11 protein-coding genes and 1 tRNA gene are annotated in these 14,888 nt (G+C 73.4%); 4 read left to right on the forward strand and 8 right to left on the reverse strand.

Features of this window, described 5'->3' with window-relative positions:
• Nucleotides 1–4: 4 nt before the first annotated feature.
• Nucleotides 5–74, reverse strand: a tRNA-Lys gene (locus ACFT9I_RS10550).
• A gap of 185 nt (nt 75–259) precedes the next feature.
• Between ACFT9I_RS10550 and ACFT9I_RS10555 the strand changes: the two genes are divergently transcribed.
• The 3 genes from ACFT9I_RS10555 to ACFT9I_RS10565 are packed head-to-tail and all read left to right on the forward strand — an operon-like array spanning nt 260 to nt 5,710.
• Nucleotides 260–2,656, forward strand: a complete 2,397-nt coding sequence (locus ACFT9I_RS10555) for a protein kinase (RefSeq protein ID WP_382562774.1) — start codon at nt 260–262, stop codon at nt 2,654–2,656.
• Complete coding sequence (locus ACFT9I_RS10560; RefSeq protein WP_382562775.1) at nt 2,653–4,920, forward strand: PQQ-binding-like beta-propeller repeat protein; 2,268 nt, start codon at nt 2,653–2,655, stop codon at nt 4,918–4,920. The genes ACFT9I_RS10555 and ACFT9I_RS10560 overlap by 4 nt, the downstream gene beginning before the upstream one ends.
• A 22-nt stretch (nt 4,921–4,942) precedes the next feature.
• A complete protein-coding gene (locus ACFT9I_RS10565) occupies nt 4,943–5,710 on the forward strand; it encodes an SDR family NAD(P)-dependent oxidoreductase (protein WP_382562777.1) in 768 nt (255 codons plus the stop codon).
• Nucleotides 5,711–6,420: 710 nt separating this feature from the next.
• Here ACFT9I_RS10565 and ACFT9I_RS10570 read toward each other — a convergent pair.
• Nucleotides 6,421–7,950 (reverse strand): hypothetical protein, encoded by a 1,530-nt coding sequence (locus tag ACFT9I_RS10570; RefSeq protein ID WP_382562779.1) that lies wholly within the window; start codon nt 7,948–7,950, stop codon nt 6,421–6,423.
• Between the two features lie 210 nt (nt 7,951–8,160).
• Between ACFT9I_RS10570 and ACFT9I_RS10575 the strand changes: the two genes are divergently transcribed.
• A complete protein-coding gene (locus tag ACFT9I_RS10575) occupies nt 8,161–9,987 on the forward strand; it encodes an endonuclease/exonuclease/phosphatase family protein (RefSeq protein WP_382562781.1) in 1,827 nt (608 codons plus the stop codon).
• Nucleotides 9,988–10,088: 101 nt separating this feature from the next.
• Here ACFT9I_RS10575 and ACFT9I_RS10580 read toward each other — a convergent pair whose 3' ends face one another.
• The 6 genes from ACFT9I_RS10580 to ACFT9I_RS10605 form a co-directional block, all read right to left on the reverse strand.
• Nucleotides 10,089–10,793 carry an antibiotic biosynthesis monooxygenase gene (locus ACFT9I_RS10580; RefSeq protein ID WP_382562783.1) on the reverse strand — a complete coding sequence of 235 codons (705 nt, stop codon included), beginning with the start codon at nt 10,791–10,793 and terminating at the stop codon, nt 10,089–10,091.
• Nucleotides 10,794–10,865: 72 nt separating this feature from the next.
• Nucleotides 10,866–11,396: an SMI1/KNR4 family protein gene (locus ACFT9I_RS10585; RefSeq protein WP_382562785.1), complete on the reverse strand. Its 531-nt coding sequence runs from the start codon at nt 11,394–11,396 to the stop codon at nt 10,866–10,868.
• 13 nt (nt 11,397–11,409) lie between these two features.
• Complete coding sequence (locus tag ACFT9I_RS10590; RefSeq protein ID WP_382562787.1) at nt 11,410–12,045, reverse strand: DUF4232 domain-containing protein; 636 nt, start codon at nt 12,043–12,045, stop codon at nt 11,410–11,412.
• 39 nt (nt 12,046–12,084) lie between these two features.
• Complete coding sequence (gene dapD, locus ACFT9I_RS10595) at nt 12,085–13,074, reverse strand: 2,3,4,5-tetrahydropyridine-2,6-dicarboxylate N-succinyltransferase (protein WP_382562789.1); 990 nt, start codon at nt 13,072–13,074, stop codon at nt 12,085–12,087.
• A 124-nt stretch (nt 13,075–13,198) separates the two neighbouring features.
• Complete coding sequence (locus ACFT9I_RS10600) at nt 13,199–14,278, reverse strand: CU044_5270 family protein (RefSeq protein ID WP_382562791.1); 1,080 nt, start codon at nt 14,276–14,278, stop codon at nt 13,199–13,201.
• Nucleotides 14,271–14,876 carry an RNA polymerase sigma factor gene (locus ACFT9I_RS10605; protein WP_382562792.1) on the reverse strand — a complete coding sequence of 202 codons (606 nt, stop codon included), beginning with the start codon at nt 14,874–14,876 and terminating at the stop codon, nt 14,271–14,273. Before ACFT9I_RS10605 ends, ACFT9I_RS10600 begins: the two co-directional genes overlap by 8 nt.
• Between the last annotated feature and the right edge of the window lie 12 nt (nt 14,877–14,888).

Consider the following 14,888-nt stretch of genomic DNA (forward strand, 5'->3'; position numbering starts at 1 on the left):
AAGCCGATGGCAGGACTCGAACCTGCGGCCTCCCCATTAAGAGTGGAAGTAGGTCCCGCCTTCGCACCTGGACAGATATGACTTTAGGAGAGGGGGCGACCGGCTGCCACGGGTTTTAGCGGCGTTACGGGGCGGGCCCACGACCCGGTACGGGCACGGCCCCCGGCCGGTATCGGGTGGCCGCCGCAACCTTGGGATGCTCTTTGGGCGTCGCAGTGATCGGCCGCGTACGGATGGCGGGTTCGGAGGGGGAGCCACGGTGGAGAAGCTCGGGGGGTACCGGCTGGTCGCCCTGCTCGGTGAGGGCGGCATGGGGCGGGTCCATCTCGCCAGGGCGGCCTCGGGGCGGCTGGTGGCCGTGAAGACGGTACACGAACACCTGGCGGCCGATCGGCGGTTCCGGGAGCGGTTCCGGCGGGAGGCCGCCGCCGCCCGTTCGGTGGCGGGACCGTTCACGGCCGCCGTGCTCGCCGCCGACCCGGAGGCCGTACGCCCGTGGCTGGCCACCGAGTTCTGTACGGGCCCCACCCTCAGCGGGGCGGTCTCGGCCCTCGGACCGCTGGCCCCGGGCGAACTCGCCGCGCTCGGCGCCGCGCTGGCCGAGGCGATCGCCGCCGTGCACGCCGTGGGGCTCGTCCATCGTGATCTGAAACCGTCGAACATCGTCGTGACGCGCGACGGCCCGATGGTCATCGACTTCGGCATCGCGCGGACCACGGCCGAGGAGAGCCTGACCGACAGCGGTGAGGTCGTCGGCTCCCCCGGCTTCATCGCGCCCGAACTGCTCACCGGGGCGGGTGAACCCGGTCCGGCCGTCGATGTGTTCGCGCTCGGGGCGCTGCTCGCGTACGCGGCGACCGGCCGTCCGCCGTTCGGCACCGGCCCGGTGCACCAGGTGCTGTACCGGACCATGCACGGCCCTGCGGACCTCGACGGGTTGGCGGAGGCCTCGGGCGCGCGGGACGGCGCGGCCGGGTGGCGGGAACTGCTCGGAAGCTGTCTGAGCCAGGAGCCCGGCCAGCGGCCCACCGTGGCCGAGGTGCTGACCGCGTGCGCGGCGTGGACCGAGGGTGCTCCGTGGTGGGAGCGGGAGGCGGTGTCCGGTCTGATCCGGCGCCGCGAGGAGGAGGTGGCCGCGCTGGTCGCGAACGCGCCGGAAGCGGCGACGACGGCGGCCACCGAACCGGCGGACACGCGAGCCGACGAACCGGCGGACGAACCGGCCGGCGAAGCCCGGGCGCCGCGCGACGCGACCGTCCCCCGCCTCCCCGCCCCCACGACGCCGCTCGCACCCGGCGCCGGCACCACGGTCGTGAGCGGCGGCCGGGGCGCGTCCCGAAGACGCTTCCTGCGCTGGGGCGGCGCGGCCCTCGCCGGCGGCGCGGCGGTCGGCACGGTCGCCTGGCTCTCCTCACTCACCGGCCGCGACGACAAGGACGAGGACGCGACGGACTCCGCCCCTTCCGGCACACCGGGCCCGTACACACGGGGCCGCGCCCTGTGGACCCGCGACATCGGCGACGCACTGCCGATGCGGTACGGCGAGGCCCTGTACCTCCGAGCCGGGGACGGGCTGACCCGCCTCGATCCCCGGACCGGGGTCGTCGCCTGGAGCCACCCGGTCGACGGGGACATCACCGACGTCGTGCTCGGTGAGGAACTCGTCCACGTCCTGTCCAACCAGCTCTCGTTCTCGACCGAGATCGCCGCGCTGGACGCCGCGACCGGTGTCGCGAAGTGGTCCGCCGACCCCATGGTGAACAACCCCCGGCGCCCTCTGGAGCTGGGCGGGGCGGAGCCGACCGTCGCGGTGGACGGGAACCGCAGCGCGCTCGCCGTCGCCGAGGACATCCTCTGTGTCGTCACCTACGCCTCGTACTCGACGGCGTGGGAGCGCCGCACCAACCGCGAGAGCCCCTGGCGCGCCTACGGTTACGACCCGCGCACCGGAGCCTCCCTCTGGTTCCACCAGGGCGCGCGGGCGGAGGTGGCGGCTCTCCGTCGGACGGACGACCGGATCGCCGTGGCGGCCAGGACCGTCTCCGCCGCCCCCGGCGGGAACGACGACGCGAGCGAGGCCGACGGACCACTGACCGTGCTGCGCGCCGCCGACGGCGTGCTCGAACGTGAGATACCCGGAGGCGCGGCGTACCCGGAGTCGTATCTCGGCTCCCGCGGCGTCCGCTACTACGCGACGGCCGGACGTCTGAGGGCCGTCGACCTCGCGACCCGGCGCACCCGGTGGACCCGCGATCTGTCCGAGGAAGAGACCGACGACACCACCATCACCCCCACGGCCACCGCCGGGCTGGTGCACACCGCCACGTACGACACGGTGAAGGCCCTCGACGCGGACACCGGCCGCACCCGCTGGAGCCGCACGGGCATCGGCCTGCCGCTGGTGGTGGCCGGCGGGCTCGTCTACGGCCGGGGACGGGCGCCGGAGGACGCGGAGACAGCCGAGAGGCGCCCCGACTGGGGAGTGCATGCGCGGGACGCGGCGACGGGCGACCTCGTGTGGGCGGCCGAGACCGGCGAGGCGAGCGCGGTGGTCGTCGGGGCGGGCGGTGGCGACGCCGCCGGGGCGGGACCCGGCCTCGTCCATGTGGCGTCGGGAGGCGTCCTGACCACCTACGCCGCACCGGAGTTGTCATGACCGATCCCCTGCTGCCCGGCGACCCCGAAAGACTGGGCTCCGTACGGCTGCTCGGCCGGCTCGGCGCCGGTGGCATGGGCCGGGTGTATCTGGGCCGTACGACCGGTGGCCGACTGGTCGCCGTGAAGACCGTCCACGCGCACCTCGCGGCCGAACCGCACTTCCGCGAACGGTTCCGGCGCGAGGCCGCCGCCGCCCGCGCCGTGACGGGGGCGCACACGGCGGCGGTGCTCGACGCCGATCCCGCGTCGCCCGTGCCCTGGCTGGCCACCGCCTACCTGCCGGGCGTCACCCTGCGGGGCGCGGTCGCCGCCGCCGGGCCGCTGGGCGTGCCGGCCGTACGGTCGCTGGGCGCGGCGCTCGCGGAGGCGCTGACGAGCATCCACGGCGCGGGGCTCGTCCACCGGGACCTCAAGCCGTCCAACGTGCTGGTCACGGCCGAGGGGCCGCGCGTCATCGACTTCGGGATCGCCCGCGCGCTGGGCGACCACGGGCTGACGGCGGCCGGGGACATCGTCGGGACGCCGGGGTTCATCGCGCCCGAACAGATCACGGGCGGCTCGCCGGTGACCGCGGCGGCCGATGTGTTCGCCCTGGGCGCGGTCCTCGCGTTCGCCGCCACCGGCCGCAATCCCTTCGGGGACGGAACGGTGGCGATCCTGCTCTACCGGGCGGTGCACGAGGAGCCCGACCTGGCCGGCGTACCCGTGGAGATACGCGGGCTGGTCGCCGACTGTCTGGACAAGGAGCCGGGGCAACGGCCCTCCGTCGCCGCCGTGCTGGAGCGTACGGCCGATCCCGGGTCGCCGCTGTGGTGGCGCGAGGAGCCGCTGCGGAGCCTGGTCCAGGGCGACGAGGAGGACCGGCCGCGCGAGCACACGGCGGTGGTTCCCACGAAGCGGGTGACGGCGCCGGGCCCGGCGCCGCGGCCCGTACCGGCGCGCGCCGGGCGGCACCGTCAACTGGCCCGCCGGGGAGTGCTGGTGGCCGGTGCGACCACCTTGACCGGGCTGCTCGGCGTCTCCGTCGTACGCGGCTGGGGAAGCCCCGGTCCGGACGGCGCCCAGCCGGACCTCGAAAAGGGCTCGGCGAAGCCGGGCGCGCTCCGCTGGAGCGTCACCACGGAGTTCGAGGCGATCGACGCGCTGCTGCCCACCGGCGGCACGGTGCTGCTGCACGGAACGCTCACCGGCGGTTCCACGGGCTACGTCCGTGCCCGCGCGGCCTCCGACGGAGCCCGCCGCTGGGAGTTGGAGGCCTCGGCGGACGTGCCGCACATGTGGGGCGTCGTGGACGGGAATCTCGTGGCGCCCGACGTCGGGCTGCCGGTGGTCGATGTCGGCTCGGGGAAGTCGCGCGTCGAGGCCGACCCGATTCAAAGGCTGCCGGCCCGGTGGGTCGCCGTCGTGGACGGCACGGTGGTCTCGTCGTACGCGGACGAGGACGACGAGAAGGAGCTGGAGGCCGTCGATCCGCGTACGGGGGCGAGCCGTTGGGCGCGGGAGCTGGGCGGCACGGAGCCACCGGCGGTGCTGGGCGGCACGATGCTGCTGGCCCGCGCCCTGCGGTGGGAGGTGCTCGGTGTCGACGCGGCGTCGGGCAGGACGCTGTGGACGTACGAGGGGTTCAAGGCCGGCGGCGACCAGTTGCTCGCCGCCGCCGCGCTGCCGGACGCGGGGAACTTCGGCCTGCTCACCACGGCGGGCAAGCTGCACATCGTCCGCGCACGCGGCGGGGAGCGCGTCGCCGTCGCGGCGGAGACCTTCCCCGTGACCCCGGGCGCCACGGCCGTCGGTGAGGCGGGCGGTACGGGCCTGCTGGCCACGGCGGGCACGCTCCACGGCTTCGACCCGGAGAGCGGAGAGCGTCGCTGGCGGCGCCCCACGCTCGGCGTCGAGACGAGCTGGCAGCCGCGGACGGGCGGGCTGCGCGGTCCGGTCACGGCGGGCGGTCCGGGCAGTGCGGGCGGTCCGGTGCTGCACTGGTCGAAGGCGGACACCCTCCAGGCCCTCGATCCCCGGTCCGGCGAGCCTCGTTGGACGCGGCGGCTGACGGGGATCGCGAAGGTACCGCCGGTCGTCGCGGGCGACACGGTGTACGCGGCGGCCGGCGACACCTGCACCGCCCTGCGGCTCGCCGACGGTACGCCGCTGCGCGAGTGGGTGCTGCCTGGCATCATCGACCAGCTCGCGTCCGACGCGTCCGGCTGGTACGGCCGGGTCGGCACGTCGGAGGTACGGGCGTACAACGCCGTCGACGGCTGACGCCTCCCGAAGGGACCCCTCCATGAACTTCCCGCAGACCGGCCGCCGGGTCCTGGTCACCGGCGCCGCACGAGGACTCGGCCGCGCGGTCTCCCGCGCCTTCGCCGCCAACGGCGACCGCGTCGCCGTCCACTACGGCACCCGTGCGGACGACGCGCGCCGCACCCTCGAATCCCTCGACGGCACGGGCCACGCGCTGGTGGGCGGCGACGTGTCGGACCCCGAGGGCGCGGCCCGGATCGCGGACGCGGCACGGGACGCGCTGGGCGGCATCGACGTGCTCGTGAACAACGCGGCGGTGAACGAGCCCCATCCGCTGCCCACCACCTCGTACGAGGACTGGGCGGCGAGTTGGCAGCGCCACCTCTCGGTGAACCTCCTCGGCACGGCGCTGCTCAGCCACCGCGCGGCACGGTCGATGATCGACCGCGGCACGGGCGGCCGCATCGTCAACATCGGCTCACGCGGCGCCTTCCGCGGCGAACCGGACCACCCCGCGTACGGCGCCACGAAGGCGGCGGTGCACGCACTGGGCCAGTCCCTCGCGGTCTCACTCGCCCCACACGGCATCGCGGTCGCCTCCGTCGCCCCGGGCTTCTTCGCCACGGAACGGGTGGCCGCGCGCCTGACCGGCCCGGAGGGCGACGCGATCCGCTCACAGAGCCCGTTCGGCCGGGTGGCGACGGCGACCGAGATCGCGTCGGCGGTGCTGTGGCTGGCCTCCCCGGAGGCGGAGTGGTCGTCGGGGGCGGTGCTGGACCTCAACGGGGCGTCGTATTTGCGGACGTGAGGGGGGCGGGTTCACCGCCCGGCACGGCACGGTACGCGCACACCGCCCGGCGCTACGAGGGACCGTATGCGTACGCCGCCCGGTACGGCATGGAACCGTACGCACACCGCCTGGCCCGGCGCGGGACTGCACCCACACACCGCCGGCCCGACGAGGGCGGGTTCACCGCCCGGCACGGGACGGGACCGTACAAGTACGCGCCCGCGTCGGGCCGCCTCCGGAGAGGCCGACGTACGGCCACGCACAGCACGGCTGCCGAACGCCTACGAGGGCGCCGGGGTCACGTCGCGCGGCTCGCGCGCCGCAGCTGCCGCAAGGGCGCCGGACGGGCATCCAGCCCGTCCGGCGCTTGAGGACGACCGGCCACCGGCCGGACCCGCCCACCGGCACCGGCCCCGCGAGCCCAGCGCCGCAGCGCGGCGCACGATCGGCGGCGACGAGGCGTGGGTCTCGATGAAGTGGGCTCCGCGGTAAGGGAGTTGCAGTGGCCCGACCCCGTCCGGCCACCGGACAAGCCCGCTTACCCGCACCGGCCACGCGAGCCCGGCGGCGCAACGCGCCGCTGGGGCTGCTGCCCTCGGCCCGCGAGGGCGACGCACATGAGGGCGGCGGCGGCCCTGCGGGCCGTGGCGCAAGGCGCGGCCCGGCGCCGCGTGGCACGGCCACCCGGCCGAGTCGTTGCCCGCGGCACCCGGCCCCGCCCACCCGCCTCACCCCCCGCTGCGCGACCTCGCCTTGAACGCCGCCTTGCGGGCCTCCTTCGCCGATTTGCGGTCCTGGTGCAGACGGCCCATCGCCTCCAGGACGTCCGCCGTCGCCGGGTGGTCCACCCGCCATGCCGCGTCGAAGAAGCCGCTGTGCTGGCCGACCAGGCCCTCCACCAGCTCCTGGAGCTCCACCGGCTCGCCCTCCGCGTCGAGTTGGGCCGCGATCGTGTCGATCGCCAGCCAGAAGATCATCGACTCGGGCGGCGGCGGCACGTCGGCCGCCCCCAGTTCGGCGAGCCAGACGCGGGCGAGGCCGCCCAGCTCCGGGTCGTCCAGGACCTCGCGCACCGCGGGCTCCGCCTCGGCGCCGACGAGCGCGAGGGACTGCTGGCAGTGCAACCGGCGCAGCGGGGCGCCCGGGTCGGTTCCCTTGGCGGCGACGAGGAGTTCGCGTGCCGCGGCGGCGGCCCCGCGGCGGGCCAGCCACTGTTCGGTCTCGGCGCGGGCGGCCGGCTCCGGGAAGTGCGCGACGCCCTCGAGCAGCGCGTCCGCGCCCTTCTCGGCCAGGTCGCCGACAGCGGGCGCCTCGACGCCCGCGTCGCGCATCCGGGACCTGATGCCGTGCAGACCGAGCGGGGTCAGCGTGACGACGCCGTACCGGGACACGTCCTCGTCGTCGCCGGACGGTACGGCGTCGGAGCCGGCCTCGGAGTCCTCGACCATCAGGGCCTCGTCCACGGGCACGTACGTGACGAGCCCGATCGGCTCCAGCAGCGCGAACTGGTCGTCCAGCCGCATCATCGCCTCCGACACCTGCTCCAGGACGTCGTCGGTGGGCTCGCCCATGTCGTCGGGCACGATCATCGACGCGGCGAGGACCGGCAGGGGTACGGGGACGGGGTCCGTCCCGCCCTCTCCGACCGTGAGCAGATACAGATTCCCGAGGACGCCCTCCAGGAACTCCGCCTCCACCTCCGGGTCCCAGTCCAGCGCGTCGAGGTCGATCTCGCCGTCGTCGCCGATCGCGCCGGCCAGATCCTCCAGAACGGGCGCCGTCGCGTCCGCGAACACGACGTCCAGGGCGTCCAGCCAGAGGGAGAGGATGTCCTGCGGGCTGCCGGAGGTGATCAGTTCGAGCGCGGCCCCGGCGCTCACGGTGCCGTCGGCATCCTGAGAGTCGTGGGAGTCCGAGGCGTCGTCATCCGCGTCCTCGACCTCGACCAGCCCCGTGTCCACGGCCACCCGCCACGCCTCGCTCGCCTCGGCCTCGGCGTCGGCCCGTGCCTGCGCCGCCAGCGCCTCGTCGCTCTCCGTCGGCTCCGGGCTCTCGGTCCCGAGGAGTCCCAGCACCTCGGCCGCGTCGGGCAGTTGCTCGTCGACGAGTTCACCGCCCGCGCCGACGCGTGTCCCCGGCCCGGCCCAGCGGGCGAGGCGCACCGCCCTGGCGAGCAGCGGTACGGCGAGCGCGTCCCGCGCCAGCTCCGCGTCCGAGGGCAGCCGCACCGGCGGCAGAGTGGGGCGGTCTCCGGACATCTGGTGATTCTCCTTGCGCCTTACGGGGTCCAGGGCGCCCAAGCGTAGACGTATTTCACCCCATCCCACCCGGTTCACTTGGCCGACAACGGGCGTACACCCGGACACCCTTGACAACACATGGGCCCACGCAAGAGATTGACGCGCGTAGAACTACGTCTCCACGCCGCCCCCCTCCCGCAGCCCTTCCTCACTTCCCGGAGTCCCGTAATGCCTTCATCCGTACCGAGAACGGCCGCGGTTTCCGCCCTCGTCGCCGCCGCACTCGCCGCCGGTCTGCTCGCCGGATCCTCCTCGGCCTCGGCCGCCGACGTCAGGATCCACGGCATCCAGGGCAGTGGCCGGATATCGCCGCTCGTGGGCACCCCGGTGGCGGACGTCCCGGGCATCGTCACCGGTGTTCGGACCTACGGCTCCCGGGGCTTCTGGTTCCAGGACCCGAACCCCGACAAGGACGCGGCGACGAGCGAGGGCATCTTCGTCTTCACCAACGCCGTGCCGACGGTCGCCGTGGGCGACTCGATCAAGGTGTCCGGCACGGTCACCGAGTACATTCCCGGCGGCGCCGCCTCCGGGAACCAGTCCCTCACCCAGATCTCGTCGCCGAAGATCACGGTCGTCTCCTCCGGCAACAAGGTCCCCGCGCCGGTGACCATCTCCGCCAAGTCCGTACCGGCCGCGTACGCCCCGAAGGGCACCGCCGCGACCGGCAACAGCATCAACGGCCTTCAGCTGAAGCCCAAGAGCTACGCGCTGGACTACTACGAGTCGCTGGAGGGCACCAACGTCCGCGTCGGCACCTCGCGCGTGGTCGGCGCCACCGACCCGTACTCGGAGCTGTGGGTGACGGTCAAGCCGAGCGAGAACGAGAACCGCCGCGGCGGCACGGTCTACGGCGGCTACGACGACCAGAACACCGGCCGGCTCCAGATCCAGCAGCTGGCCCCGGTCGCCGAGCAGCCGTTCCCGAAGGCCGATGTCGGCGACGTACTGTCGGGCGACACCGAAGGCCCCCTGGACTTCAACCAGTTCGGCGGCTACACGCTGACCGCCCGCACGCTCGGCAAGGTCACCGGCGGTGGCGCGAAGCCCGAGACGACCCGTGCGCAGCGCCGCGACGAGCTGGCCGTGGCGACGTACAACGTCGAGAACCTCGACCCGTCCGACCCGCAGGAGAAGTTCGACGCGCTCGCCGGCGCCGTCGTCGGCAACCTGGCGTCGCCGGACATCCTGGCGCTGGAGGAGATCCAGGACGACAACGGCGCGAAGGACGACGGCACCGTCTCCGCCGACGCCACGATCGCCAAGTTCACCGCGGCGATCGTCGCGGCCGGCGGCCCGGCGTACGAGGCGCGGACCATCGACCCCGAGAACAAGACCGACGGCGGCGAGCCCGGCGGCAACATCCGCCAGGTCTTCCTCTTCAACCCCGAGTGCGTCTCCTTCACCGACCGCGCGGGCGGCGACGCCACGACGGCGACCGAGGCCGTACGGACCGACGGCAAGGCCGCGCTGAGCCTCTCCCCCGGCCGGATCGACCCGACGAACGCCGCCTGGACCGACAGCCGCAAGCCGCTGGCCGGTGAGTTCGTCTTCCGCGGCAAGCCGGTCGTCGTGATCGCCAACCACTTCGGCTCCAAGGGCGGCGACGAGAGCATCGTCTCGCACCACCAGCCGCCGAACCGGATCTCCGAGGCGCAGCGGCACCTCCAGGCGCAGGCCGTCAACACCTTCGTGAAGGACCTTCTCAAGATCCAGCGGAGTGCCGACGTCCTGGTGGTCGGTGACATCAACGACTTCGAGTTCTCCACGACCACGAAGACGCTCACCGCCGGCGGCGCGCTGTACCCGGGGATCAAGTCCCTCCCGGCGCCGGAGCGTTACTCGTACGTCTACCAGGGCAACAGCCAGGTTCTCGACCAGATCCTGACGAGCCCGGCGGTCGACGACTTCGACTACGACAGCGTCCACATCAACGCCGAGTTCGCCGACCAGAACAGCGACCACGACCCGCAGGTGCTGCGCTTCCGCCCGTGACCGGGCCCGCGTCCGCCTGAACCGACCCTGCCCCGACCCTGAACGGCGGTGGCCCGGCCGTACCCCACATACGGCCGGACCACCGCGCTCCAGCCGCGCTCTCAGCCCGCGGTGAGGCTGATCGCGGGCGTGTACCTGTTGACCGTGCTGCCCGCGAGCCCCGGGAAGTTCCGCACCTTCTCCCACTGCTCCGTGCTCGAACCGACGCCGTCCCCGGGCGCTTCGAGCGCCGCGATGTGGCCCTCCGCGCTCTCCCACTCGGCGTAGTTGAGCACCCGCGTCCCGTCCGTACTCGCGTGGAAGTACGCGGCGATCCCGGCCGACCGCTCGTAGGGATCGTTGTCGAGAGCCGCGAAGACGGTGTCCGTCCACTCCCGCTGCCGCGCCGCATCGGGTCCCTCGAACTCGATGTCCACGATCACCACGCAGCCCGGCACCCGAGTGTCCCCCTCGGCCAACTCCCCACTGCGGTACAGCTCGTACGAGCCGAGCCCGAGCCGCTCGATCCCCGGCACGGCGGCGTCGATCTCCGCGTTGCGCTCGTCCCGGCCCGTACGGAAGAAGTCCTGGTAGGCCGCCTCGTCGCGCCACTGCGAGTAGTGCAGGAGCGTCTCGCCGTCCTCGCCGACCAGGACGCTGTACGAGAGGAGGCCGCCGTCCGGCCAGTCGCGGCTCCGCCAGGCCTCGCCGATCGCGTCGACCGCCGCGCGCTGCCGTTCGGGCGTGCCCACCCGCCAGGTGCTGACCTTGACGACGCCCACGCCGGGACGGGTGATCTCAGGGACAGTGGTGACCTGCACGGACATGGTGATCCCTCCTCGCCGCACCTCCGTGGTGCGGCGTCACTCACCATGCTCAGATATGAAGTGCGGTTGAGGTCAACGCGTCTTCGCCCAGCGCGCCACCCAGTCGGCGAAGCCGGACTCCTCCTCGAAAGGCGCGGCGCCCACGTCACTCACGGCCCATATCCGGCCACGCTGCGCGCCGGTGACGATCAGATGCCAGTAGAGCCCGCAGCCGTCCGTGCCCAGCACGATGCTGCCGTCGTTGCCGACCTCGTCGATCAGCGGCTCTATCTCCTCGTACGGCCGGGAGTCGTCCTCCCACACCCAGGCCTCGGTGAGCGGGAACGGCCTCGCGGGGGCGCGCTGCCCGTCGTCGGGGCCCCAGTCCGCCGGCAGACGCTCCAGCGGGATCAGCCCGTCGACATCGGCGGGACCCTCACCGCTGCCGTCGCATATCTCGGCGACCAGCGTGCGATACGGCTCCGGCAGCACGATGCCCTGCTCCCGCTCGAAGGCACGCACGGTGTCCCAGCCAAGCGGGGGCCGGCGGATCTCGGGCGGGAAGGCGGCGCGCAGCGCGTCGAGGTCGGCGGGATCGGCGGGATCGGCACGTTCGGTGTTCATACGGCCCATTGGATCACCGGCCACTGACAGGGTCGGCCGTCCAGGCCGTCACGTCGAGGGTTCCCTCCGTGCCGAGGTCGACGCCGAGCGGCAGGGAGATCGGCTCCTCGCCGGGAGCGGGCGTGACGAGGATGTGGGCGCCCGGGGTAGGGGCTCCGTCGAGGGAGGTGACGCGGTTGTTCCACTCCAGATTGGTGCGGGCGGTGCCGTTGGGGGCCAGGGTCAGCTGCCGCGGGCGGTCCTTCCCGTGGGTGATCGACACGTCGATCGGCTCGCGGCCCTCGTCGAGGAGTTCGATGCCCGGGTAGCCCTTGACCCGGTAGGGCTTGTCGCCGCAGTTCCAGAGCTTGACGGTGATCACGCGTATGCCCATGGCCGCGTTCTCGCCGCCGATCACGACGTCGAGGCCGGACGGCGGGCAGCCGGGCGCCTTCGTCCCGACGGACGGGGACGAGGACGAGGACGGGGGCGGGGATCCGTACTGCTGGTAGGAGGGCGAAAGCCGCTCGGGGGACACGGGCCGGGACGGGCCGGCGCCACCGCCCTGCTCCGCCTCGATCTCGCCCTTCACGTCCGAACAGCCCGCCGCCGTCAGCAGCAGGACGAACGCCCCCGCGAGCAGCGCGGCATGGCGGTGTCGCCTCGTCATCGGATCCCCGTCCCCCTTGGTGTACGCGCTGACGCGTCGTCAGTTGTTGCTGTGCAGAACGTCGTTCAGGCCGCCCCAGACCGCGTTGTTCGGACGGGCCTCGACCTTTCCGGTGACCGAGTTGCGGCGGAAGAGGATGTTCGAAGCGCCGGACAGCCCACGCGCCTTGACGATCTCCCCGTCGGGCAGCGTCACACGCGTACCCGCCGTGATGTAGAGACCCGCCTCGACGACACACTCGTCGCCCAGCGGAATACCGACACCCGCCTCCGCGCCGATGAGGCAGCGCTCACCGATCACGATGCGCTCCGTGCCACCGCCGGAGAGGGTGCCCATGGTGGAGGCCCCGCCGCCGATGTCCGAGCCGTCGCCCACGATGACACCGGCCGAGATCCGGCCCTCGACCATGGAGGTGCCGAGGGTGCCCGCGTTGAAGTTGACGAAGCCCTCGTGCATCACGGTGGTGCCCTCGGCGAGGTGCGCACCGAGACGGACGCGGTCGGCGTCGCCGATCCGGACGCCCTTGGGGGCGACGTAGTCCGTCATACGCGGGAACTTGTCGACCGAGGTGACCTGGAGGTGCAGCCCCTCCGCGCGGGCGTTCAGACGCACGGTCTCCAGCGCGTCGACGGCGACCGGGCCGAGCGAGGTCCAGGCGACGTTGGCGAGCAGGCCGAAGAGGCCGTCGAGGCTCTGGCCGTGCGGCTTCACCAGGCGGTGGCTGAGCAGGTGCAGGCGCAGATACGCATCGTGCGCGTCCAGCGGCTTGTCGTCGAGCGAGGCGATGACCGTGACGACGGCGACGACCTCGACCCCGCGGCGCGCGTCGGGCCCGACGGCCTTCCGCGCGGCGTCGCCGAGCAGTTCGGCCGCACGGTCGGCGGTCAGCCGCTCGGTGCCGGCGGGGCCCGGCTCGTCGCTGAGCGCGGGGGCGGGGTACCAGGTGTCGAGGACGGTGCCGTCCTCGGTGAGGGTGGCGAGCCCGGCGGCGACGGCGCCGGTGGTACGAGTAGCAGTCGTGTCGGTCATGAGCGAAACCTAACGGGCGCCCGTACGCCGAGGCCAACCGGTCTCGGCGTACGGGCACCCGCCCCCCCGTGGGTCGAGGGGCCCCGTGGGTCGAGGGGCCTCGTGGTTCGAGGCCGCTCGTGGCTCAAGGGCGCTGACGATCCTTGGCGACCAGAGCCGATTCCAGCACGAGGTCCTCCATGGTGACGTCCCCCTTCTTCCAGGAAGTCGACGGCTCGGCCGTGACCGGCTTCCCGTCCGGCCCGATGTGCTGAACCGCCGAGCTGTCCTGAGTCGCCGTCCACCGCTGCCCGAGCGGCAGACCCGTGGCCGGATCCAGCAGATACATCCTGATCTCGGCGCCGGCGCCTCCGGCGTCCTTCATGCCGATGGCGACGGTCTCCCGGCCGGCGGTGTCGGTGACCCGGCTCGCCTTGATACCGGGGAGCTCCGCCATCGCGCGGTAGACCTTCGCCAGCCCCTCGGGATGGACGATCGGCTGCTCGGTGAACATCAGCCCGAGCGCCCGGAACGCGTGCTGGTCGGGCGTCTCCGGGCCTTCGGAGTCGGTCGGATAGAACCTCAGGACCTCGTCGAGCACCTTGTCCCGGTCGTCGGGCAGGCCGGCGAGGCGTGCGTAGATCTCCCGGGCCGAGTAGTCGTCGTCCTTCCTGCCCTTCTCCGCGGCCGGATCGCCGAACGGGATCCACTCCTCCACCTCGTGCGGCCCCGGGCCCGTCAGGAGCACGGTGTTCTCCTCGCCCGGCATCACCGGCGCCCTCACCGTCGCCCCCGGCGGAGGCTTCTCGCCGGGGCGGAGTTCGACCACGATGCCGGAATTCTCGTCCATGGTCACGTTGTAGGAGCTCTCGCGGGTGTAGATCCACTGCTTGGCGCCGGGGTGCGGCACCGGGTCGTCCTCGACCATCGCGGCGGCGTCCAGCAGCACGTCCTTCGCGCTGCCGACCTTGCCCGCTCCGCTCAGCAGCGACGCGGGCGCCTTGTCCTGCCCGTCCCCGCCCACCAGCAGGGTCACCGTCACGGCGGCCACCGTGACCGCGGCGACGGCTCCGACTGCCCCCGTACGCCAGTCGGAGCGCAGCCTGCGGAGCCGGCCGCCGGACGACGCCGTGTCGAGCAGCCGCTGCCTGCCCGGGGCCAGCCTGGCCCGGTCGGGTACCGGTGCGTCGGCGCGCAGTTCACGCACGAATGTCGTCTCATCCATGGATCGTCGCCTCCGCAACGTCTGTCACTCGGGTGGGGTCGTCGCCCAGCGCCGTACGTACCTTGCGCCGTGCCCTGTTGAGCCGCGACCGGACCGTGCCGATCGGTATGGACAGCGCGTCCGCCACCTCCTGATAGCTGAGGTCCGCCCAGGCGACCAGCAGCAGGACATGCCGGTCGCCGCCGGACAGGGCGGCGACGGCCCCGGCGAGCGCGGCCTGCGCGGCCTGCGCGGTGACCCGGCTGTCGACGCGCTCGACCCAGGACTCGGCGACGGGGTCGCGGCCGGTACGGGCGAGGGCGCGCAGGCCCCGTACCTCCTTACGGCGCTGCTTGCCGATCAGGTTGGCGGCGATGCCGTACAACCAGGGGCGCGCGCTGTCCCGCGTGGTGTCGAACCGGGCGCGGATGCGGAACGCCGTCAGGAAGGTGTCGGCGGTGATGTCGTCGGCGGCGCCGTCGCCGAGCCTGCGTGCGGCGTAGCGGTGGATGTCGGCGGCGTGCCGGTCGTAGAGGAGCGCGAAGACTTCCGGGCGCTCCAGGGACTGTCGGACGACGGCTGCGTCGTCCTCGTCGTCGTCCGGTGGTCTTCCGGTCACGAGCCCTCCGTG

The sequence above is a fragment of the Streptomyces sp. NPDC057137 genome, assembly GCF_042670825.1.
Lineage (GTDB): Bacteria > Actinomycetota > Actinomycetes > Streptomycetales > Streptomycetaceae > Streptomyces.